Source organism: Mesorhizobium sp. M1403, assembly GCF_040317695.1.
Lineage (GTDB): Bacteria > Pseudomonadota > Alphaproteobacteria > Rhizobiales > Rhizobiaceae > Mesorhizobium.
The window spans coordinates 100,474-121,940 of record NZ_JAMYKY010000007.1 but is presented as its reverse complement, the minus strand read 5'-3'; the positions used below and the strand labels follow the sequence as shown (position 1 = coordinate 121,940).

The 21,467-nt window shown below is 62.8% G+C and carries 26 protein-coding genes and 1 pseudogene; 10 read left to right on the top strand and 17 right to left on the bottom strand.

The genetic code is table 11. The annotated features are described in order from the left end of the window. Window positions 1-19: 19 nt before the first annotated feature. Window positions 20-439: a nuclear transport factor 2 family protein gene (locus tag NKH01_RS14815; protein WP_352859387.1), complete on the bottom strand. Its 420-nt coding sequence runs from the start codon at window positions 437-439 to the stop codon at window positions 20-22. 161 nt (window positions 440-600) lie between these two features. Between NKH01_RS14815 and NKH01_RS14810 the strand changes: the two genes are divergently transcribed. Continuing rightward, window positions 601-1,530 (top strand): AraC family transcriptional regulator, encoded by a 930-nt coding sequence (locus NKH01_RS14810; RefSeq protein WP_353020776.1) that lies wholly within the window; start codon window positions 601-603, stop codon window positions 1,528-1,530. 29 nt (window positions 1,531-1,559) lie between these two features. On the opposite strand, the gene NKH01_RS14805 is transcribed toward NKH01_RS14810, so the two are convergent. From NKH01_RS14805 to NKH01_RS14775, 7 genes are all read right to left on the bottom strand, one after another. Beyond that, complete coding sequence (locus NKH01_RS14805) at window positions 1,560-1,877, bottom strand: YkgJ family cysteine cluster protein (protein WP_502895891.1); 318 nt, start codon at window positions 1,875-1,877, stop codon at window positions 1,560-1,562. A 71-nt stretch (window positions 1,878-1,948) separates the two neighbouring features. Continuing rightward, window positions 1,949-2,113 (bottom strand): hypothetical protein, encoded by a 165-nt coding sequence (locus NKH01_RS14800; protein WP_352481746.1) that lies wholly within the window; start codon window positions 2,111-2,113, stop codon window positions 1,949-1,951. Between the two features lies 1 nt (window position 2,114). Then, window positions 2,115-2,522, bottom strand: a complete 408-nt coding sequence (locus NKH01_RS14795; protein WP_023722751.1) for a hypothetical protein — start codon at window positions 2,520-2,522, stop codon at window positions 2,115-2,117. After that, window positions 2,522-2,749 (bottom strand): hypothetical protein, encoded by a 228-nt coding sequence (locus NKH01_RS14790; protein WP_353020773.1) that lies wholly within the window; start codon window positions 2,747-2,749, stop codon window positions 2,522-2,524. Before NKH01_RS14790 ends, NKH01_RS14795 begins: the two co-directional genes overlap by 1 nt. Before the next feature lie 415 nt (window positions 2,750-3,164). Further along, entirely contained in the window at window positions 3,165-3,374 is a 210-nt protein-coding gene (locus tag NKH01_RS14785) for a cold-shock protein (protein WP_010915421.1), read from the bottom strand. A gap of 430 nt (window positions 3,375-3,804) precedes the next feature. After that, the gene (locus NKH01_RS14780; RefSeq protein ID WP_353020771.1) at window positions 3,805-4,593 is read right to left on the bottom strand and encodes an SDR family oxidoreductase; all 789 of its coding nucleotides are present in this window, start codon (window positions 4,591-4,593) and stop codon (window positions 3,805-3,807) included. A 47-nt stretch (window positions 4,594-4,640) separates the two neighbouring features. After that, window positions 4,641-5,102, bottom strand: coding sequence for a RidA family protein (locus NKH01_RS14775; protein WP_352481750.1), 462 nt, complete (start codon window positions 5,100-5,102; stop codon window positions 4,641-4,643). Window positions 5,103-5,199: 97 nt separating this feature from the next. Between NKH01_RS14775 and NKH01_RS14770 the strand changes: the two genes are divergently transcribed. Next, window positions 5,200-6,051: a LysR family transcriptional regulator gene (locus NKH01_RS14770; protein ID WP_352481751.1), complete on the top strand. Its 852-nt coding sequence runs from the start codon at window positions 5,200-5,202 to the stop codon at window positions 6,049-6,051. A 19-nt stretch (window positions 6,052-6,070) separates the two neighbouring features. Here the strand turns inward: NKH01_RS14770 and NKH01_RS14765 are convergent, their stop codons facing one another. The 3 genes and pseudogenes from NKH01_RS14765 to NKH01_RS14755 all read right to left on the bottom strand — a co-directional run bounded on the left by NKH01_RS14765 (window position 6,071) and on the right by NKH01_RS14755 (window position 8,975). Next, entirely contained in the window at window positions 6,071-6,826 is a 756-nt protein-coding gene (locus NKH01_RS14765; RefSeq protein ID WP_023722745.1) for an SDR family NAD(P)-dependent oxidoreductase, read from the bottom strand. A gap of 82 nt (window positions 6,827-6,908) precedes the next feature. Continuing rightward, window positions 6,909-7,503: pseudogene (locus NKH01_RS14760) on the bottom strand (glutathione S-transferase). A gap of 29 nt (window positions 7,504-7,532) precedes the next feature. Next, entirely contained in the window at window positions 7,533-8,975 is a 1,443-nt protein-coding gene (locus NKH01_RS14755) for a patatin-like phospholipase family protein (protein ID WP_353020769.1), read from the bottom strand. A gap of 133 nt (window positions 8,976-9,108) precedes the next feature. Here NKH01_RS14755 and NKH01_RS14750 point away from each other — a divergent pair, with 133 nt between their 5' ends. Further along, window positions 9,109-9,288, top strand: coding sequence for a CsbD family protein (locus tag NKH01_RS14750; RefSeq protein WP_023722742.1), 180 nt, complete (start codon window positions 9,109-9,111; stop codon window positions 9,286-9,288). A 66-nt stretch (window positions 9,289-9,354) separates the two neighbouring features. Here NKH01_RS14750 and NKH01_RS14745 read toward each other — a convergent pair whose 3' ends face one another. Then, window positions 9,355-10,485, bottom strand: a complete 1,131-nt coding sequence (locus NKH01_RS14745; RefSeq protein ID WP_352643235.1) for a metallophosphoesterase — start codon at window positions 10,483-10,485, stop codon at window positions 9,355-9,357. Window positions 10,486-10,604: 119 nt separating this feature from the next. On the opposite strand from NKH01_RS14745, the gene NKH01_RS14740 reads away from it, so the two are divergent. Then, the gene (locus tag NKH01_RS14740) at window positions 10,605-11,198 is read left to right on the top strand and encodes a hypothetical protein (RefSeq protein ID WP_023722740.1); all 594 of its coding nucleotides are present in this window, start codon (window positions 10,605-10,607) and stop codon (window positions 11,196-11,198) included. A 60-nt stretch (window positions 11,199-11,258) separates the two neighbouring features. Here the strand turns inward: NKH01_RS14740 and NKH01_RS14735 are convergent, their stop codons facing one another. Next, entirely contained in the window at window positions 11,259-11,852 is a 594-nt protein-coding gene (locus NKH01_RS14735) for an LmrA/YxaF family transcription factor (RefSeq protein WP_023722739.1), read from the bottom strand. A 150-nt stretch (window positions 11,853-12,002) separates the two neighbouring features. Between NKH01_RS14735 and NKH01_RS14730 the strand changes: the two genes are divergently transcribed. Further along, window positions 12,003-12,800 carry an NIPSNAP family protein gene (locus NKH01_RS14730; protein WP_353020767.1) on the top strand — a complete coding sequence of 266 codons (798 nt, stop codon included), beginning with the start codon at window positions 12,003-12,005 and terminating at the stop codon, window positions 12,798-12,800. Between the two features lie 43 nt (window positions 12,801-12,843). Here the strand turns inward: NKH01_RS14730 and NKH01_RS14725 are convergent, their stop codons facing one another. Genes NKH01_RS14725 through choX form a run of 3 tightly spaced genes read right to left on the bottom strand, consistent with a single transcriptional unit; the run spans window position 12,844 to window position 16,093 of the window. Continuing rightward, window positions 12,844-14,292: an amidase gene (locus tag NKH01_RS14725; RefSeq protein WP_352481758.1), complete on the bottom strand. Its 1,449-nt coding sequence runs from the start codon at window positions 14,290-14,292 to the stop codon at window positions 12,844-12,846. Between the two features lie 8 nt (window positions 14,293-14,300). Continuing rightward, window positions 14,301-15,161: an alpha/beta fold hydrolase gene (locus tag NKH01_RS14720; protein WP_353020764.1), complete on the bottom strand. Its 861-nt coding sequence runs from the start codon at window positions 15,159-15,161 to the stop codon at window positions 14,301-14,303. Then, window positions 15,158-16,093: a choline ABC transporter substrate-binding protein gene (gene choX / locus NKH01_RS14715; protein ID WP_031195251.1), complete on the bottom strand. Its 936-nt coding sequence runs from the start codon at window positions 16,091-16,093 to the stop codon at window positions 15,158-15,160. Before choX ends, NKH01_RS14720 begins: the two co-directional genes overlap by 4 nt. 122 nt (window positions 16,094-16,215) lie before the next feature. Between choX and betI the strand changes: the two genes are divergently transcribed. The 5 genes from betI (at window position 16,216) to NKH01_RS14690 (ending at window position 20,369) form a co-directional block, all read left to right on the top strand. Further along, window positions 16,216-16,818, top strand: a complete 603-nt coding sequence (gene betI, locus NKH01_RS14710; RefSeq protein WP_502899034.1) for a choline-binding transcriptional repressor BetI — start codon at window positions 16,216-16,218, stop codon at window positions 16,816-16,818. A gap of 115 nt (window positions 16,819-16,933) precedes the next feature. After that, on the top strand, window positions 16,934-17,692 hold the full coding sequence (locus tag NKH01_RS14705; protein ID WP_353020762.1) for an SDR family NAD(P)-dependent oxidoreductase: 759 nt from the start codon (window positions 16,934-16,936) through the stop codon (window positions 17,690-17,692). A 147-nt stretch (window positions 17,693-17,839) separates the two neighbouring features. After that, window positions 17,840-19,237: a class II fumarate hydratase gene (gene fumC / locus NKH01_RS14700; RefSeq protein WP_353020759.1), complete on the top strand. Its 1,398-nt coding sequence runs from the start codon at window positions 17,840-17,842 to the stop codon at window positions 19,235-19,237. A gap of 128 nt (window positions 19,238-19,365) precedes the next feature. Beyond that, window positions 19,366-19,800, top strand: a complete 435-nt coding sequence (locus tag NKH01_RS14695) for a DoxX family protein (protein ID WP_023722731.1) — start codon at window positions 19,366-19,368, stop codon at window positions 19,798-19,800. A 146-nt stretch (window positions 19,801-19,946) separates the two neighbouring features. Continuing rightward, window positions 19,947-20,369, top strand: a complete 423-nt coding sequence (locus tag NKH01_RS14690) for a DoxX family protein (protein ID WP_023722730.1) — start codon at window positions 19,947-19,949, stop codon at window positions 20,367-20,369. Between the two features lie 23 nt (window positions 20,370-20,392). On the opposite strand, the gene NKH01_RS14685 is transcribed toward NKH01_RS14690, so the two are convergent. Continuing rightward, window positions 20,393-21,454: a serine hydrolase domain-containing protein gene (locus tag NKH01_RS14685; RefSeq protein ID WP_353020757.1), complete on the bottom strand. Its 1,062-nt coding sequence runs from the start codon at window positions 21,452-21,454 to the stop codon at window positions 20,393-20,395. Window positions 21,455-21,467 lie beyond the last annotated feature (13 nt).

The window sequence follows — 21,467 nt, the reverse complement described above, 5'->3', positions numbered from 1 at the left end:
CCTGAGAGCCTATCCGCATTCAGATCATGCTATTGGCGTGCAGCTTGCTATCCGCGATGGGCTGCCGAACTTCCCAGTGTTCGACTAGCTTACTCTCGTTCAGCCTGAAAATGTCGACGATGGCCAAGCCCTCCTCTTCGGGTTCGCGTTTTGCGTGCATGTGCACGATGACGAAATCCCCTTCGGCAAAAATCCGCTTCACCTCTCCCCTCACGAGGGGAAATGACTGTTTGAGCTGCTGCAGATAGGCTTTGAAGCCGTCCGCACCATCCGCAATGTTCGGATTATGTTGGATGTAGCGTTCGCCAAAATGCATCGAAGCAGCTTCGATGTTGCCCTGGTTTACTGCTTTGTCGATGAAGTCCAGGACGATCGTCTTGTTGGTCTCGAGCGAATTATAACTCTTGGCTGTAACTGGATTTGATGGTTCGTCACGCATGTTTTGCTCCGTGAGGTGCCTGCTTCTGCCTGGTGTGAACAGGAGCGTCCGCACGCCGACATTGCCAACATAATCAGCCACGCTTGTGAGATGGTCGATATGCCATTCCGCTAGATTCTTATCCAATCGTCTAATATCGTTGTCCGATTCATCATCGGAGGATGGTTCTCATGGATGCCTTGTCCGAAGTTCTTGCTTCGCTGAGATTTGGCAGCGCCATGATCGGCAGCGCGACCCTGCATCGGCCATGGGGTATTTCGGTCGATCCGATAAGGAATGCCGCCATCCACGTCATACAGAACGGCGAATGCTGGCTGCGGCTAGCCGGTGAAAAGGAGCCGATCCGCTTAGGCGAGGGAGACGTCATCCTTGTCGCGAGCGGTATCGGGCATGCCCTTTGCAATCCGGCGGATGCACCGACGGCATCGATATCCGCCGTCCTTTCCGCAAATCGGAGCGGACTGGAACCGAAAAGCGAGAGCGGCGCGACAACTCTTCTTTGTGCGAGATATTCACTCGACGGCGTCGGACCATATCCGATGGTTTCGCTGCTTCCACCGCTGATCCATTTGACCCGAAATCAGATCGACACCAGCGAGCCGCTGCGGCTTGCCCTGGAACTTCTGCAGGTCGAAGCAAAAAGCAATCTCGGCGGTCACGACATTGTCGCCCCACGTCTTCTCGACAGCACGTTGATCTTCTTATTGCGTGCCTGGATAGAACATCAGCCTCTCGGAACAGGCGGATGGTTTGGCGCCTTACGCGATAAAGGCATTGCGCAGGCTTTGCGCCTGATCCACGAGCGGCCGGATGGTCCCTGGACTATCGCTTCCCTTGCCAGCGGCGCGGCACAGTCCCGGGCCACCTTCGCGCGTCGCTTCGCTCAACTCGTGGGACAGCCGCCGCTGTCCTATGTGACTCGATGGCGGATGAACCTTGCCGCCAAGGCTCTGCGAGAAACGAACCAGAACATTGGCGAGATCGGGCGCGCCGTCGGATATGAATCGGTGCCGTCGTTCTCGCAGGCATTCAAACGGTTGACCGGACGATCGCCCGGCCTCTACCGCAGCGACTTTCGATCATCTGACTGACGAATTTCAAAACTGCCCGAGGGCCGTCACTACACCACCGGCAGTCCGTGAGCCAGGCGCGCCATCAGGCAGTCGTCATCGCCCGGCATGCAGGCGCGGCAGACGTCGGGACGGATCTCGTAGATGCCGCAGGCGGTCGACTTGCCGACCTCGCCGCACAGTGCCGAACAGCGCGCGCCGTCGCAGCGCATGCCGGCTTCATCGGCAGCCACGTATTTTTGCGGGATAAGGTCGAGCTGCGCGTCATCCTCGGTTGAAAAGCGCGGCCATCTTGACGAGTAGGCGCAGCAGGCGCCACAGGTCTGGCAATCGAAGGCAACCGGATCGGCGCCCTCTTGTGGCGACAAAAAATCCTCTGCGACCGCCAGGGCAAGCAGCCTTGGCGCAGATTTCCGGCCGGCATTTTGCTGCAAGGGTGCTATTTCTTCTTCGGCTTGCGCGGCGGTGCTTCGGCCGGCGACCTGAACAGATCGGTACCCGCTTCGGCGGCTTCACCGGTTTTTGGTGCGGCGGCCGGCTTGGCCGGCTTCACGGCGGCAGTAGGCGCGGCCGGCTGGCCCTTGGCGGAAAACTTGATTGCCATATCAATCCTCGTCAGAGAAACGCGATGATGGCGCATTCGGATTGCGAAGGCGGCCGATGAGCGCCGAAACGGCCGTGATGTTCATTTCTTCGGGCGACCAGTTCCTGGCTTCCTCGATGTGCCGGGGCGCCAGCTCGCGATGCGTGCTGCCGCTGTAGGCGGCGTCCTGATAGGTCACGCGCTCGTGCGTCTTGGCGTTTTCCCGGACGTATTCGATCAGATAATTGGGGCATTCGGCACGGCCGCGCACGCCGAGCCGCACCTGGGCATCGCCGTGGACACGCCGGCAGCGCTCGAGCTTTTCGAGCACGCGCCGGACATATTCGACCGGCTTGTCGAGCTCACCCACGACATCGGCGATGGTCGAATCGGCGGCGATCGCCTTTTGAGGCACGCGTTTGGTGGCCATCAGCGTTTGCCCGCGCGTTTCGGCGAGGCCGCGAGCGCAACCGCTGCCGCCATGTCATCGGCTTCCTTTTCCAGGCGCAGTTCGCGCAGCCGCGCGGTCTTGGCTTCGCGCGCCTGGCTGACGGCATCCCGTTCGGAATTGATGCGGTCGAGCGACATCGACTGGGTCCGCGTCTTGCTAAAAATGGATTCGGCCTGGTCGCGGGGTCTTTTTGAAGGTGCGGTCAAGGTCTTTCTCCCGGTTCGGAGCGCGCCGCCGAAAAGTGGCGAGATTGGTCTTTCAGCCAGGATCCCGCACAAAGCAATACGGCAGCCGGTTTCAAATTGCTGGAACGTCCTCAGAGACCGTTTGGAAATTCTACTCTGACGGCCGTCTGATGGCCGTCAGAGCGAATTTCGAAACAGCCTCTTAGCACGTCCGGGCCGTCGAGCAGCGCTCTTTCGGCGGTCGAAGCGCAAAAATGAAAAAGGCCAGGCACCGCCTGACCTTCCATGAGAGCGCCCGCGCATCCCGAGAGACGCGCAAAGAAACGTTCTTCTCATGCGCATGAGCGGGGGGCTTAACCTCCCCGCGACCATGCGCTGGAATTGCCATTCACCGGTGCCAGTACATCCGTGGTCACCGGTGAGGCTGAATTCCGTTTTAGGCCGCCTTCAACTGGTCGGCGGACATCTTGCCCGACTTGTTGTCGCGGACCATCTCGTAGCCAAGCTTCTGGCCCTCGACGATGTCGCGCATTCCGGCGCGCTCGACGGCTGAGATGTGGACAAAAACGTCGGCAGAACCGTCGTCAGGCTGAATAAAACCAAAACCCTTGGTGGCGTTGAACCATTTAACTGTGCCTGTGCTCATAACGAACCCTTTCCATGGCAAATATTCGTTCGCCGTCATGCGGATGCACAACAACGTTTGTCTCGATTTTGATGGGGAAGTTCGTCAAAGGCGCGCCTCGGCACGCGGATAACAAAAGTCGGTCAAACAAACATCGACAAAATTCTTGTAGACTTCTTTGCGCGCTGTGTCAATTTTTTTGATTTGCAACACTCGTGGAGATGCGCGGCGGCGGCAAATACGACAGCGAAAACCGGGCTATTGCCCGCCGAAAAAACCACTTAGCCGGGAACCATTTTGGCGCCGGAGCATTTTTTCGGTGTCGAACGCCGTTCTCGAAAGAGCGATCTTGAGAAAAGGCGGACGACCACCAGGACGCCCCCCGCGCAGATAAAAGGCACGAGGGGCGTTCCTGTGTGATGCGACCATTCGCGCCGCCGCCCCCTGCTCCTCACACCATGCCGCGACTGAGCCCGCCATCCACCGGCAAAGCCACGCCGGTAATATAGGCGGCGGCGTCGCTGGCCAGGAATGCTGCAACCGCACCGAATTCGGCGGGAGTGCCGTAGCGCTTTGCCGGGATATCGGCCTGACTCTCGGCGGCGATCACGGCAGCGTCGACACCCCTGTCGGCGGCGTCCATGGCGTCGAACTGTTTGGTCCGGTCCGTCGCAAAACGGCCAGGCAGCAACAGGTTGACGGTAACGCCGTCCGCCGCCACTTCGCCGGCCAGGGTCTTGGCCCAGCCAGCGAGCGACGCACGCAGCGCATTCGAGGCGGTAAGGCCGGGGATCGGCTCGCGGACGGATGTGGAGGAAACGGCGATGATGCGTCCCCAGCGCCGCGCCCGCATGCCTGGCAGGAAAGAAATGGCAACGCGCATCTGGCTCAGCACCATGCTGGTGAACTGCTTCTCCCAGACGCTCGCATCGAAGACACTGGCCGCGAAGGGCGGCGGGCCGCCGCCATTGAGCAGGACGATGTCGATCCGTTGATGCTCGTCCTCGACGGCACGGATCAGCCGGGAGACGCTGTCGTTGTCGGAGAGGTCGGCGCTGAAGGTCGAGCAGATGTGGCCGGCGGCCTCGATCGCGCGCCGCGCCACATCCAGGGTCTTCTCCCCTCGTCCGACCAGGATGATCTCGGCGCCTTTCGCCGCGAGCGCTTCGGCGACGCCGAAACCGAGGCCCTTGCCGCCGCCGAGAACCAGCGCCTTCCGCCCCTCAAGATTTGCATCCATCAAGCCAAGCCTCCTGCTGGTTTCACTGGCTATTTCGAGCGACTTCCCTAGCGGACATGCACGATAGCGTCGGCTTCGACCGGAACATTGGCCGGCAAGCCGGCCATGCCGAGCGAGCAGCGGGCGTGCTCGCCACGCTCGCCGAAAACATGGAGCAGAAATTCGGATGCTCCGTTGCCGACCTCCGAATAGGCCGAAAAGCCGGCCGTCGCATTCACATAGACGGTCAGCTTGGCGAATTTCATGACACGGTCAAGATTGCCGTCCAGTTCCTTGTCCAGCCAATAGACGATGTTGGCCGCGCAGAGCCGGGCGGCGTTCTGCGCAGCAGCCAGATCGATCTCTCTGCCGACCTGGCCGATCGCGGCGATCTCCTGCGCGATCTCGGGAATCTGACCGGAGACATAGACGACGTCGGCGACCCGAACCGTCGGCGAGAACGGCAAAGCAGGCCGCTCGAGCGACGGCCAGGCGACACCGAACTCCTCAAATCTTCTTCTGTAGGACAAGGTGGCTGCTCCTGTTTTCGTTCGTGCAAGCGGACCTTGAATTCAGATCGGGCTTTCGGATAGCCTGATAGTGCTGACACAGCTATCAGGAATTCTTATGACTGGAGATATCGACGTCAGGCTGCTGCGCGCCTTCGTCACCGTGGCCGATACGGGAACGGTGAGCCGGGCGGCCGATCGACTTGCCCGCACCCAGGCGGCGGTGAGCATGCAGCTTCAGCGCCTCGAGGGTGAAGTCGGCGCCGAGCTGCTGCGCCGTTCGCCGCGCGGCGTGACGCTGACCGAGGCCGGCGAGATCCTGCTCGCCTTCGCCCGCAAGGCCATCGCGATCGGCGACGATGCCAGGCGCGAGATAGAAGGCCGCAGGCTGGTCGGCCGTGTCCGGCTGGGCATCATCGAGGATTTGGCGGTGACACGGCTGCCGCTGATCATTGCCGACTTCCGCCGCCGGCATCCTTCCGTGGAGATCGAGCTGACATCGGCCAGCAGCGCCGATCTCAGCAAGTCGCTGGGCGAAGGAAAATGCGACATCGTCATGGCCGATCCGGCGCGCTTCACAAAGGCGCCGCGAGGTCATCTGTCACGACAGCTGGTCTGGGCGGCAAGCCGCATGATCGAGATCGATGACGAGGTCGAGCTTCCGCTGGTCATCTTCGAAGGCGCCTGCTCCTGGCAGGACAGAATGCTGGCCTCGCTCGCCGAGGCCGGGCTCGGCTGGAAGATCGGCTGCCGCGTGTCGACTTTCGCGACGCTGATCTCGGCGCTGAGGGCCGGGCTTGGCATCGGCCTTCTGCTGCAGGAAGGACTGCCGCCCGACTGCCAAAGCCTCAACGGACGCTTCAACCTGCCGCCGGCGCCGATGGCGGATTTCGGCGTCTACCTTGCGAGGGACCCGTCCCGGCTGGTCGAGGAGTGTGGCGATTTCCTGCGGGCGGGATTCGAAGTCTAACGAAACGATCCGACGTCATTCACCGTTCCTGGTCGGTCGGGCGGATGACGATCTCGTTGACGTTGACGTGCGCCGGCTGGCTCACGGCGTAGAGAATGGCCGCGGCGATGTCCTCGGCGGCCAGCGCCTCCATGGCGGCGAGCCGCTGGTCGAGCCCAGTCTTCGCCGCCGGATTGGTGATATGGTCGCCGAGCTCGGTGCGCACCAGGCCGGGTTCGATGACGGTGACGCGAACCTTGTCGGAGTAGACTTCGCGGCGCAGCGATTCGGAAAAGCCGACGACGCCGAACTTGGTTGCGGCATAGCCGCTGGCGCCGGGATTGGCGACGCGGCCGGCGACCGACGAGACATTGACGATGTGACCCTTGGCGGCCCTGAGATGCGGCAGCGCCGCTTTGGTGACACCCATCAGCGCCAGCAGGTTGAGCTCGACCATGCGGCGCCAGTCATCGAGCACCGCCTCGGCGGCCGGCGACAGAAGCATCACCCCGGCATTGTTGACGAGGATGTCGAGGCGGCCCCATTCGGCGACAACCTTGTCGACCATGGCGGTGACATCGTCGTTGCTGGTGACGTCGGCCGCGATACGGAGTGCCGTGCCGCCGGCCTTTTCGATACGCGCGGCCAGCGCTTCGAGGCGATCGGCGCGGCGGGCGGCAATCGCCACCTTTGCCCCGGCGGCCGCCAGCGCCACAGCGGTTGCCTCGCCGATGCCCGACGAGGCGCCGGTGACAAGCGCGACCTTGCCGGCCAGTGCGGAAGAAACAGCTGTCATTGTGAAGTCTCCAAAGCCCCTGCCCGATCTTCAGATAGGCCGCGGGCCGCGAAGTGGAAGACCAGCTCGCCGGTTGCTCGGCTCATTCGTCGGGGCCGGGCTCCGGCCATGGCTCCTTCGCCGCCTCCGCATACCAGTGGCGCATCGCCGGCATCGAAAGCACGGCATCGACATAGGCGCGGGTGTCGGGCGCCAGCGTGCCGCCATAGGTGTCGAAGCGGGTGACGACCGGCGCGTACATGGCGTCGGCCGCGGTGAAATGGCCAAACAGGAACGGCCCGCCTTTGCCGTATTTTTCCCGGCATTGCCGCCACAGATCCTCGATGCGCGCCCGTTGCGCCTCACCTTCGGCGTCGAGCGGCTTGTGGCCTTTTGGCCGGCGCAAATTCATCGGCCAGCCATAGCGGACCTCGCGAAAGCCGGAATGCATCTCTGTCGCCGCCGAGCGGGCGTGCGCGCGAGCGCCGATATCGGCCGGCCAGAGCTTCTTGTCGGGAAACAGGTCGGCAAGATATTCAAGGATGGCAAGGGTGATATCCTGGCCAGATTGGCGGCGGTCTCGGGCGTGCGCAGGCGCACAAAACCTTCCTCGAACGGTATCTCCAGATGCTTCATCGCCAGCCATGGCCTCAGGACGAGAAGCATTTGTTGCCGATGAAGAGCGTGAATTCAGCCAAGATGGTCTCTCCGTGTCGAGCCCAGCGGCTCAGTTTGCTTGTGCCGCGGCCAATTGTGCCCCCGGCGTGACGCCGGCGCGAGCGCGGATGGCGGCGACCGCCTTGGTGATATCCGCATTGACCAGCAGCGCCTCGCGACCGGCCGCGATGGTGAGGTCGACCTGATCGACCGGCAATTTCAGCCGCGTCGGGACAGCGTTCAGCTTGGCCTGTGTCGCCTGGTCGAGGTCGGCAAAGGACAGATATTGGACCACGAGTTCAACATCGCGGCAATCCCAGCCGGCAGTCGAGCCGCGATAGGCAGCCACGGTCGAGGTCGGCAAAGCACAGCGGTAGCGGACCAATTCACCGCGCCATTGCGAGACGGCCAGCTTCAGTGCGTCGGCTTCGTCGCGCACCGCGGCCGCCATGGTGGTGCTCGTCACGGCGTCGAGCAACTCGCTAAGCCGCGGTCCGTGGATAGACTTGGCCCAGCTCACGTCGTTGTCGGCGCCGGCGTCGGCAACGATGAAAAGCAGCGTCCTCAACCGGACAGCGGCGGCCGGCGACAGCGGACCATAGGGGGTGCCGGCGGCGGAGCGCTCCAGGGTAAAGCCGGTGACGCCGAGATTATCGGTCAGACCACCGTCCAGCAATTTCACATAGTCGAGGGGATCGGCGTTTTGATAGGAATCGAGCGCGCTGGCATAGGCCTTGAGCCTGATCGAGGCATTGTGATCGGCCAGTGCCCGGCTCAACCATTGCGGCCTGCGGTAGCCGCAATCCGGGCTGGTGGCGGAAACCACGATCGGCGCGAAGACCACCGGCACGGCAGCGGAAGCCGCGACCGCATCAGCCAACCGCATCTTGTCGAGATCGCTACAAAGCGCCGCGAAAGTGTCGTAGCTGAACAGAAATGGCGTGCGGTTATAGATATCGGACGCGTTGATCCAGATGATGGGCCGGTCCGGCTTGGCGAACGCCTCGAATGTCGCATCGTCGAAGAGATTGTCGTTCAGCCATTTGGCAAAACCGCTGCGGTCATTGACGCCGCCATAGTAGGCGCGGACAAGGTTGAACGGCGACAGCCTTGTTCGAAGGTCGGCCTCAGCATTCTGGATCAGGAACCGTTCGCGAAAGTCGCGGTAGCCGTCCTCGCCCTTGTAGCCGAAATAGGCGGCAGTCACCGCGCCGCCTGATGCACCGGAAATCATCCTGATGTCATCGACCAGCGTGCGCCGCCGCGGCTGCTCGTCGATGACGATGTCGTCCAGCGCCCGCAGAACGCCGTAGGAGAAGGCCGCGGCCCGGGTGCCGCCACCGGAGAAGGCGAGGCCGAGCACAGTCGAGCCGTCGTCGCCCGGATCTGGAATGAAAGCCGGCGACGGCCTGCCGGCTTCGGGCGTAAAGACGTTGATCGGCCCGACATCATCGGCGACGCAGCCTGCCAAAAGCATGGACGTCGCAACGGCACAGGCAAGGCGAAAACGCATCGAAATCCCCCCGGGCAGAGCCTAGCCGCATTACCGCGCCGGGTGCAACCGGTTGTCCGGCGATGCATGGAACCGAAGCGGTGCCTGACCGTTTACCTCGCAAATAAAACTCCCGAACTCCAGGAGATGCGCGATGGTGAACAAGGATCAGGTGGCAGGCGTCGCCAAGCAAGCCAAGGGCTCGGTCAAGCAGGCCGCCGGCAAGGCCACCGGCAACAGACGCACCGAGGCCGAAGGCAACGTCGACAAGGCCACCGGCAAGATCCAGAAGGCTTACGGCGACGTGAAGGACAAGGTGAAGAAGGCGCTTTGACGCCTGCCCTTCGCAAACCAGGAAAAAGGCGGCTCGGCCGCCTTTTTTTGCGCCGTCTCTTACCCGTCAGAAAGTCAGGCTTTTGCTGTACGCATTGGTGAAGGTGACCTCGCCATGATCTCCGGCGGCTTCGCCCAGCACCACATCCATGCTGTTTCCGGTCACCCGCGCCAACGCAAAGCCGCCCATGAAGGCGGCCTTCGGCTTGAACAAATCAAGCCCGTCACGGTGGTAGATCATCGGCGTCGCGTGCTGGTGGCCATGGAAGATGCCGACGACGTTGTAACCCTTCAGCACAGCCAGCAGCGCCTGCCTGTCGGCCTCGCTCCACCAATGCGGTGGACCCGTGCCGTTGTCGTCGAAGCTACTTTCGGTCGCGTCCCATCTTTCGATCGAAAAGGTATCCCAGCCATAATGCTGGAACAGGATGACCGGGCGGCCGTCGCCGGCATAGGTGGCAAGGTCCTGCTTCAGCCATGGCAGGCTGCTGGCGGCGCCGTGGCCGGTATCGCCCGCAAAACGGTGCGTCTGGACAAGATGCAGACCGCCCCAATCCCATGAATAGCAGTCGGTCTCGACGTCGTAGTCGGTCGCCGGCGCAGGCGGCTTGAAGAACACGCCGGGGCGGTGGTTGACCTCAACATAGTCTCGCATTTCGCGGCGGTACCAGTCGACATGCGAGCGCGGGCCGTTCTGGTCGAGGTCGTGGTTGCCAAGGCCGACATAGACCGGAATGTGCACGCGGTCGGGGCCGACGCCCTGCTGGTAGCGCTGGCTGAACTGAAGCAGCTGCGTGCCCTCGCTGGGCTGGGTGATCTGGCCGCCGCCGTCATCGGTGATGTCGCCGCCAACGACGAGGCCGAGCGGCGTGCTGATTTTGCCCGTCGAGCGCAGGCCGGTGGCAACGCCATCGATTTCGGCCGGCCATTGTCTGTCACCGACGCCGTTGAGTGCGGCGACATTGCGCAGCAAGGCAGCGTCAGTCTTGCCCTCCTGCTCGCAATGCGGGCTCAATCCGTTCGCCATTCGGCAGGCATGGACATCAGCGATAAACAGGAAGGTGGCGTCGATCGGCGGGATGCGCTGCCCGGTCTGGCCGAAGGCCGGGCGCGAAACGGCGCCGGCCACGGCAAGGGCCGCTGCCTGCATCAGGAAGCTGCGCCGGGAAACCGGTGGGGCGGGAATGCGATGCATCATGCGCTAAAATTCAGCACGACGCGGACCGGCAGTCCAGTTGCTCGCAAAGTATGTCGACACGTTCTCCCAGGTCTGGCATTGCTTTCGGCATTCAACTTGCGCGGGCAGAGGAGGACGGCATGAAAACTGCTTCCATCGGCATGACAATGGCCATTCTGGCGGTGACGAGCGCAGCGCATGGCGCCGAGTGCATCGACGTCAAATCGGCCAAGGCCGGCTTCATTCTCGAAAGGCCTGGCATCCACAGCGAATTTCGACCGGCAGCGGGCGGAATGGTGGCCGTTGCCAACAAATACCAGTCGCAATCGCCGCAGTCGCAGTACCTGTTCGGCGGACTGATCGAGGTGTTTCGCGACAGCAGCACGGGGCAGCTGGCGATGATCCCGTTTTCCGATCTCAGGAAGGTGTTCCCGCTGAAGGCGGGGGCTAAGAACAAGATCGTGTTTGCCCGCCTCGCACCGAACAAGCCGCCGAAGGGCACCGAGACGCTGGAGATCAACGTCAAGGGCAAGGAGACGTTCAGCCTGGGTGAATGCAAATACTCCGTGCTCGCGGTCAAGCAGACGATCAGGAGCGAGGCCGGCGAGACGCGGGACGAGTTTACCGCGCTTTACGCACCCGACTTGCAGGCAGTTGTGGCCAGGCGCTATGACGAGGGCACCAGCGCCGAAAGCGTGGTCGGCTACGAGCTGATCAAGCCGCTGCCGAATTAAGAGCTCGGCCTCCCCACCTCGGTCATAGTGAGCGACGGCGGCGCCTCTGTCCTGCCGGCGTCAAGGGGCTTTGTGCAGTATCCTGCGACGTCGCCTCGTGACGCCCTGTTCCAAGGCCATCAGGCAGTCGCGCAGCACTCTTGTGTCCTGTGCGGTCTTGGCCATCGACATGGCGCCGGAATAGGTGGCGACGGCGAGCGCTGCGAAGCGCTGCGGATCGGTGCCCTGCTCCCGGCCCGCCTGCTGGTCGGCCCTGATCTTGTCGGCAATCGCCTGACGCCAGGCCGAAAAAATGTCGGCAAGGGCAATGCGGAAATCCGGATCGGCAAGCGACAGTTCGTGCGCCAGATTGTTGAGCGGGCAGCCGCGCACGAATCCCTGCTGCTCCAGCTCCGCCGCGACGGCCGCGAACACGGCGCGCACGCCCTCCCGCGCCGAGCCGGCCCTCCGCACTGGCGCGATCCAGGTCTCCTCGACGGCGGCGGCGACCCGCTCTTCGATGACTGCTAGCGCCAGCGCCTTCTTGGTCGCGAAATGGTGGTGCAGCGCGCCGCCGGTGACGCCCGCCGTCGCCATCAGGTCGCCCATGCTGGAGGCGTGATAGCCGCGTGCCTGAAACGCCTCTTCGGCGACATCGAGCACCTTTTTGCGCATGCCTTCGGGGTCATTGGTGCGTTTTTTAGCCCGCGCCTTTGGGCGGGCTGTGGTCTCTGCTGACATTTCCACACGATAGCAGATTGACAAAACAGGACAACCGGTCTGTTTTGTAAAACAGGATGACTGTCCTGTTTTTGAGATCGAGCGATGAACCTGCCTTTGAATGCCGCGCCTAAATCCGATCTGCTCGCCTCGCCCGTCGTCGAACTTCGGCAATACACGCTGAAACCTGGCCGACGCGAGACGCTGATCGGCATCTTCGACAATCATTTGATCGAGGGCCAGGAAACCGCGGGGATGACCATCATCGGCCAGTTCCGCGACCTCGACCGGCCAGATATGTTCGTCTGGTTGCGCGGCTTCGACGGCATGATCGCGCGGAAGCATGCGCTGGCCGCCTTCTATGACGGGCCGGTGTGGGCGGCCTGGCGCAACGCCGCCAACGCCACGATGATCGATTCCGACGACGTGCTGCTGCTGAAACCGGCTTGGCCGGGCGCCGGCTTCGACCTCTCGGGATCGCAACGAGTACCCCAGACGGATCTCGAAGAACCAAGCACAAGCAGTGCTTTGCAGGCAATTGTTGTCATCAGGATTCATCATTTGCGACCGGGCCTCGAAGCCGGCTTCGCCAGGGATTTCCAGACCGAGGCTCTTCCGGTTCTTGCCGCACTTGGCGGACAACCGCTCGCCGCCTTCGTCACCGAGCATGCCGAAAACAGCTTTCCGCGGCTGCCGGTGCGGGCCAGCGAAAACGTCTTCATCAGCGTCACGGGTTTCGACTGCGCCGAGGCGCATACCCGCCACGAGGCGGCCTTGGCCGCCTCCCCAGACTGGCAGGCGCTTCAGCAGACCGTACAACGGGAATTCGCCAGGCCCGCGGAGGTTTTGCGTCTGTTACCGACGGCGCGATCGCTGCTCGGGCAGCACCCAATTTCGGTATGAACCAACATCGTCGACGCCTCCTACGTCGCCGGAGCCTCCTGGTTCATGCCTGAAAGTGTCTGGCATGGATCGCCTGGTAACGCGCCGTCCATGCGGTTGCCTGCTCCAGGTCAAGGGAAACGCGCAGCAGACGGTGATCCTCGTTCTTGCGGCCAATGAGCTGGATGCCAATCGGCAGGCCGCCTTTCGACTGGAACAGCGGCAGGCTGGCGGCCGGTTGGCCGGTGACGTTGAAGATTTCCGTGAAAGGCGCAAAGCCGTAAGCCCGGCTCGCCCAAGCCTCGTAATCAAAGAGAGCACCATCGCCATGGATGGCGCCAAGCCGGGGCGGCAGGCCGGCCGTGGTCGGCGTCATGATCAGGTCGAACGCATCGAACGCCCTCGCCATCGCCAGCGAAGCGCTGTGCACATGGTCCTGCGCCCTGAGATAGTCGGCGGCCGAGGACCGTCGAAAACAGTCGAGCGCGTGACGACTGAGGCTTTCGATTTCGCCGGCCCCCGGCATCCGCCCGATCTCGTCGGCGCGCTCGTCAACCAGCCGCGCGACCTCCGACATCCAGAAGATGCTCCAGTCCGCTTCGGCGCTGCCTTCCCGCGGGAAACGCGCCTGTGTGACCTCGTGCCCCATATCCTCGAGGAGGACCATGGCTTGACGTAATTTTTCCTCGATCTCGGGCGCGACCGGCGCGCCATCCGGCCGGTGCGCCAGGCACGCGACGCGCAGATGCTCGCCGGGCGAAGACAGCCAGTCCAGGTAGGACGGCACCGATTTTGACACGGAGTAAGGCGCTCCTTGTTCTGGACCGGCAGTTATGTCCAGCATGGCGGCGCTGTCGCGAACGGTGCGGGACAGGACGTTGTCGGCGTAGAGCCCGGCGCCGACCTGACCTCGACAGGGGCCGACAGGCGTGAGTCCGCGCGACGGCTTCATGCCGAACACGCCGCAACAGGCAGCCGGCACCCGGATCGAGCCGCCGATATCGGAACCGTGGGCGACCGCCACCATGCCGCTTGCCACCGCGGCAGCAGCTCCACCGCTTGAGCCGCCCGCCGTCAGCGAAAGATCCCAAGGGTTCAAGGTGGGGCCGCGAAAGCTGGGTTCGGTGACGAAGTCATTGGCGAATTCAGGCGTGTTTGTCTTGCCCAGCAAGATCAGACCGGCGGCCCGCCAGCGCCGGACGATCTCGCTGTCGGGTTTCGGCGCGGCATCCTTGAAGTAGAGCGACGAGTGCGTCGTCGGCCACTCCCGCACATTCACGCCGGTGTCCTTGACCAGGAAAGGAATGCCGGCGAGTGCGGCGTGCCGGTTGCAGCTTGCCGCCGCGGAAAGCGCCCGGTCCGCATCGATCAGTGTCACGGCATTGATGGCGGGATTGATGCTTTGGATTGCTTCGATAGCCGCCTCGACGACCTCGACAACGGACAGTTCGCCCGAACGAACGTGCCCGGCCAGGGCGACGGCATCCAACGCCACATATTCGGAAAGGTTCATGACTGCTCTCAGCCCGGACTGCCGGTCGCGTCGGCCGTCGACTGGGATCCAGCTTTACTCCGGACCTTGAAATATCGGGCGATGGCTGCCGCGACCAATGCCGGATCCTCCCAGTGCGGGTTATGCCCGCACCGCGCCGCGCCCACGAACTCCGCGGCAGGGATTTCTTCGAGGAGCCGCTGTTGGTGCGTTTCGTCGAAGAGCAGGTCGCGCCCGCCAGCAATGACAAGCGCCGGCAGGCGCAGCGTACGCGCCTTGTCGGTAAGATCGACGCGCCGAACCTGCTCCAGGATTGCTCGCCAAAGTGCCGCCGGCATGGCTGACGCCTCCTTTGCAACCATGGTCAGGAAGTCCGCTGGAACCTCGGCCTCGCAGGCATGCCAATAGTCATAGAACGGATCGGCCGGCGATATCGGGTCTCGAAGTGCCCGCACACCAATGGTCATCGGGTGATCCTCACCGATCTGCGGCCGCACCGTTCCGGCCATCAGCACCAGGCCGCCAATCATCTCGGGATAGCGCGCTGCTGCCTCGATCGCCACCATACTGCCCAAGGAATGCCCGACCAGAACCGGCCGCTCGAGGCGCAACCGCTCGATCAAACTCACCACATCTTCCGCGAAATCCGCTGACGCGAAGCCGCGTGTCCCGGCCGGCGAGGCGCCATGCCCGCGCAGGTCTGGGATGATAAGCCGGCGCCCGGCGAGATGCGGCGCCAGCAAGGAGAAGCTGCGGCTCGTGTCGGAGAAGCCGTGCACCAGCACCAGCGCGGGCTCCTGCCCGGCGATTTCGACGCAGGCCGTTTCAGTGCAGCTGGCACCGACCTTGCGCTTGCGGCCGTTCCAGCCAGCCTGATCGACCGATATCAAAGGCCGAGCTGCTGCTTGACCGCGTCGAGCGCGGGCTTGCCATCGAATGTGGTGACACCGGCAAGCCAGGCGCCGAGCCTATCCGGATTCCCTTTGATGGCCTTCAGGCCGGCTTCCTCCGGCTTCAGGCCGTCATTGATGAGATAGCCCATGCCGAGATTTTCGAAATCGATGTCGAAGGCGAGGTTCTTCAGCAACTGCCCGACATTCGGGCATTGCTGCAGATAGCCCTTGCGCACCTGCGTCGTCACCGTCGCGGCGCCGAAGTTCGGGCCATAGAACTTGTCGCCGCCGCTCAGATATTTGAAGTCGTACATCGTGTTCATTGGATGCGGCGCCCAACCCTGGAAGACGATGAAGCGCTTTTCCTTGATCTCGTAGCCGACCTCGGAAAGCATGCCGGCTTCACTCGATTCGACGACCTGCCAGCCATCGAGGCCCAGCGACTTATCGGCGATGGCGTCCATCATCAGCTGGTTCGAGCCCGGCTCGATGCCATACATCTTCCTGCCGAACTTGTCGGCGAACTTTTGCAGGTCGGCAAAATCCTTGACGCCGGCCTCCCAGACGTAAGTCGGCACGGCAAAGGTGTATTTGGCGCCGACGAGATTGACGCGCACATCGTCTACCGAGCCGTCCTTCTTATAGGGCTCGTAATAGGTGATCATCGCCGGATCCCAATAGCCAAGGAACACGTCCAAATCATTGTTCTTCAAGGATTCATAGATGACGTTGATGCCCAGAAGCGAGCTTGCCGGCTTGTAGCCAAGCGCATCGAGCAAGACGCTGGTGACGCCGGTGGTGAAGGCAAGGTCGTTCCATCCAGGCTCGGCCATGCGCACGACCTTGCATTGTTCAGGTTCAGCCGCAAAGACCGGCTGGGTCGCCAGCAGGACCCAGAGCGAGGCGCCTATTCCAAGGCTACGAAGCATTTCGGTTCTCCTCATTTCACCAACGGTGTTGACCATTCGGTCCTTATATTGTCCCACCGGTCAATTCTTGATCTCGGCGGACGAAAATGTCAACGTCGGTTTTCGATGCATGGATCCGGCCCGTGAAACTCAAGCGCCTCAGCGACATACGCCGCAAAGAGCTGCGGCAAGCCGCCTTTGCCGTGCTTCAGCGCGAAGGCATAGCTGGCGCCACCATAGAAAAAGTGGCGGCACAGGCCGGCGCGTCGAAGGGCATCGTGCTGCATTATTTCAACAGCAAGCGGGAACTGTTCGAGCACGCCATGCGCGAGTCGAACCTGGTGCTGCGTCATGCAGTGGTCGAGCGGCTGAAGCAGGCGCGCACCCCAATGCAACGGATAGATGCCATCATCGAAGGCAATTTCGAGCCGCATCTCTTCCAGCCGTCCCTCTGCCACGCCTGGCTTTCGCTTTGCGCGGAGGTGCCGCGCGACGAAAAGCTTGCCCGCATTCAGAAGGTGATCCATGCGCGCATGCGCTCCAACCTGCTGTCCGGCCTGCGCGGTCTCACGCCGGCGCGCGATGCTGACGAGATCGCTTTCGGCGTCACCACGCTGATCGACGGGCTGTGGCTGCGGCTTGGCCTGCAGCCAGGCAGCGTTACGCGTGAACAGGCCATTCATCAGGTCAAGGATTTTGTCGCTCTCCGCCTGGCTGTTCGGCGCGATGCAGCCGCTGCCGAATAGACCATCGTGCCCGACAGCCGAAGTTCATACTGTGAGATAGGCCGGCGGCTTGACCACAATCGGCAACGGCGCTGCTCTCCTTACCAGACAAGACGGCAATGCGCGGGAGTGCTGGATGAGACTAGGCGGCAAACGGGCACTGGTCACCGGCGGCTCGGACGGGATCGGGCTGGCAATCGCCGAGGCTTTCTTGCGCGAAGGCGCTGGCGTGCTGATCGTCGGCCGCGACGGCAAAAAACTCGACGCCGCCCGCAAGCAGCTCGGGGATAATGTCGAAACGCTGTCAGCTGACCTGTCGGCCAGCGCCGGCATTGATGCCGTGGTCGAGCATGTCAGGCGCGGCCCACCTCTCGATATCCTCGTCAACAATGCCGGCGTGGCGTTCCTGGTACCGTTCGAAACCGTCAGCGAGGACCAGTTCCAGCAATCGTTCGCGCTCAACGTCACGGCCGTATTCTTCCTCACCCAGCGACTGTTGCCGCATCTCGCGCCGGGCGGGGCATCGGTGATCAACATCTCGTCCTATTTTGCGCACAAGATGATCCCGAAGCGGCCGTCCAGCCTCTATTCGCTGTCGAAGGGCGCGCTCAATTCGCTGACCAAGTCTCTCGCCTTCGAGCTCGGGCCGCGCGGCATAAGAGTCAACGCCATCGCGCCTGGCACGGTCGACACAGCGATGCGGCGCAGGTCGATCGAAAACCTGCCGGAAGCCGCGCAGGCCGAGCTCAAGGCCTATGTCGAGCGCAGCTACCCGCTCGGCCGCATCGGCCGAACCAGCGACCTTGCCGGCATCGCGGTCTATCTCGCTAGCGACGAAGCGGCGTGGACCAGCGGCGGCATCTTTGCAGTGGATGGAGGGTACACGGCGGGGTGAGGAGCGCGCGCTCTTCCTTCTCCCCTTGCGAGAGAAGGAAAAGGCGCTGCTTCAACCGATTTGCATCCCCATCGTCCGCAATCTCCGCTTGAAGGCATTTGTGCAACGCGATACGCCGTTTGCAAATTTGCAACCCGGAGAGACTTCGTGAGCGCGCCAGAGACCAGAACCGAAACCGACACGTTCGGTCCCATCGAGGTCGCCGCCGACCGTTACTGGGGCGCGCAGGCGCAGCGTTCACTTGCCAATTTCAAGATCGGCTGGGAGAAACAGCCGGCGTCGATCGTGCGGGCGCTGGGCATCGTCAAGCGGGCCGCCGCCGAAGCCAATATGGAGCTGAAGCGACTCGATCCGGCGATCGGCAAGGCCATCATCGAAGCCTCCCAGGAGGTCATCGACGGCAAGCTCAACGAGCATTTCCCGCTGGTCGTCTGGCAGACCGGCTCGGGCACCCAGTCCAACATGAACGCCAATGAGGTGATCTCCAACCGGGCGATCGAGCTTTTGGGCGGCATCATGGGCTCGAAGAAGCCGGTGCACCCAAACGACCACGTCAATATGAGCCAGTCGTCGAACGACACCTATCCGACGGCCATGCACATCGCCTGCGCCGAGCGCATCATCCACGACCTGCTGCCGGCGCTGAGACATTTGCATGCGGCACTCGAGGCCAAGACCAGGGCTTTCGCCCACATCGTCAAGATCGGCCGCACCCACACCCAGGACGCGACGCCGCTGACGCTCGGCCAGGAGTTCTCCGGCTATGCGGCGCAGGTCGCCTCGTCGATCAAGCGCATCGAGATGACCCTGCCAGGTCTGCAGGAATTGGCACAGGGCGGCACCGCGGTCGGCACCGGCCTCAACGCGCCGGTCGGTTTTGCCGAAAAGGTGGCGGCACGTATCGCCGCGATCACCGGCATCGATTTCGTCACGGCGCCGAACAAGTTCGAGGCGCTGGCCGCCCATGATTCCATGGTCTTCTCGCACGGCGCCATCAATGCCTGCGCGGCAGCGCTGTTCAAGATCGCCAACGATATCCGCCTGCTTGGCTCCGGCCCGCGTTCGGGCCTCGGCGAATTGTCGCTGCCGGAAAACGAACCGGGCTCTTCGATCATGCCGGGCAAGGTCAATCCGACACAATGCGAGGCGATGACACAGGTTTGCGTGCAGGTGTTCGGCAACAATGCGGCGATCAGCTTCGCCGGCAGCCAAGGCCATTTCGAGCTCAACGTCTACAATCCGCTGATGGCCTATTGTTTCCTGCAATCGGTACAGCTGCTGGCCGACGCTTCGGTGTCGTTTACCGACAATTGCGTCGTCGGCATCGAGGCCCGCGAAGACAACATCAAGGCAGCGCTCGACCGTTCGCTGATGCTGGTGACGGCGCTGGCGCCGACGATCGGCTACGACAACTCCGCCAAGATCGCCAAGGCGGCGCACAAGAACGGCACGACGCTGCGCGAGGAAGCGCTGGCGACCGGGCTGGTCAGCGAAGCCGATTATGAGCGGCTGGTGCGGCCGGAGGACATGACGCACCCGGGGTAAGTTGATCGCGAAAACGTTACCTCGGTGAACAATCCGTAACCAATCTGACGTCTTTGGTGAACAGTCGGCATGCGCTAACTGGACGGCTATCCCAAGTCGTTTGGCCAAACCCTTCTGGAGAGTTACGCATGTCCACCAACACGTCCACCAACACTTCGTTTGCCGGGTCCGGCACCGCCTCCGGCGCCTCGGGCACGATCCTGCTCGGCCGCATCCTGCTTTCGGTCATCTTCCTGCTTTCCGGCTTCGGCAAGCTGACGGCGATTGCCGGTACGGCCGGCTATTTCGGCAGCCTTGGCCTGCCGCTGCCGATGGTGACCGCCATTGTCGTTGGCCTCATCGAACTGCTTGGCGGCCTCGCCATCCTCGTCGGCTTCCAGACCCGGATCGTCGGCTGGGTGATGGCGATCTTCACCGTCGCCACCGCGCTGGTCGCCCACACCGGCTGGGCCGATCAGATGCAGATGATCAATTTCATGAAGAACCTCGGCATTGCCGGCGGCTTCCTCGTGCTCGCCTCCTCGGGTGCCGGCGCGTATTCGATCGACGCCAAGCGCGGCTGAAGCGGCCCAGCATTGCCTAGACAAAAGGGGCGCGGAATTTTCCGTGCCCCTTTTTCGTTGTCGGAATGCGTCGGTCGATCTGCTGGCCGGAACTCTGCTAAGATCGGGCGCTGGGCCAAAACGGCCGCTGATAACGGAGGTGAATCATGCCCCGCAATGCGCTGCTCTTGCTGTCCCGGCTGCTGCTCGCCGCACTGTTCGTGCCGTCCGGCTTCCATGCGCTTGCCGACATCGCCGGCACATCTAGCTATTTCGCCGGTCTCGGACTGCCGCTGCCAACACTCGCTGCCTGGGGCACGGGGCTGTTCGAGCTGATCGCCGGGCTGCTCATCCTCGTCGGCTTCAAGACGCCGATCGTGGCGCTGCTGCTCGCCGCCTTCTGCATCGCGACCGCCTTCATCGGTCATTACGGCCAAGGCGGCGACGATCCGACGCTGACCTTCCTGCATTCACAGATGCTGATGAAGGACATTGCCATAGCAGGTGGTTTTCTGGCGCTGGCAATGGCTGGTGCGGGCGCCTGGTCGGCCGACGGGCGTGGCATCGGCGTCGGTGCCGAAGCGACCTGAAAGACTGGCGTCAGCACAGATCATCAGGCGTTCAGGAAATTGGCCAGAATGATCTCGCGCCAGACGCGGGTCGGCGTCACCCAGGCATCCTGGGCGTTGTACTTGCCTGCATAGATCACGGCGGCGATGTCGGCCTCGGGCATCAGCCAGAGCCGCTGTCCGCCATTGCCGAAACCCCCATACCATGATTTCGGGGCGGCGAATGCTGGCGCCGGCGCGTCGCCGGTGAACCACAACCGGCCATAACCAAGGCCGTCCGGCGTCGAGATTGTGGCTGTTAACGACGCGTTTATCCAGCCTTCCGACGCGATCCTCTCTCCATTCCACAGACCCTTGCGAAGAAGGAGTTGGCCGATCTTCAAAAGATCAGGGGCCGCCAGCCTGAGGCCGGACGCTGCGGAGGCGACGCCGTCACCACCAGCCGACCAGTGAAAGCGCTCGATGCCAAGCGGCGCGAAAAGCGCCTCGCGCGCGAAATCCGGCAGGGATTTGCCGCAGCCTCTTTCAATGATCGCGCCAACCAGCGCGACGCTGCCGCCGGAATAGATCCAGCGGCTCCCAGGGTCGGCGATGATCGGCCGCTCAAGGATGAAGCGATAACGATCGGGCGCGTTCTCCATCGCGATCTCGCTGTTCTGCGGATCGCTATAGGGACGGTTTTCGTCCCACTCCATGCCGAGCGTCATCGTCAGCGCATGGCCGATCGTGATCTTCTCACGCGCGGGATCGGCGGCGAGATCGGCGTATTCGGGAAACAGCGCGAAGAGCGGCGCATCGGGTGGCGACACCAGTCCCGTGTCGAGGGCAATGCCGTAAAGCAGGCTGACGATGCTCTTCGTTACCGAGCGCAGATCGTGCAGCGTGCCGGCGTCAAAGGCGATCTGCCCGATCGGGCGCCCCCATTCTTCGTCCCTGCCCTCGGCATAGTGCTCCAGGAAGACCTTCTCGGAGCGGGCAGCGAGAACGATGTGCAGGTCGCGCAACAGGCCGGACTCGAGCCCGGCAAGCAGCTTGCGGTGGATCGCTGGATCGAAGCCGAGCGCTTCGGCTGCAGCTACGGACGGAGATGACGATGGGATGGTCATGGAATTTTTCGCT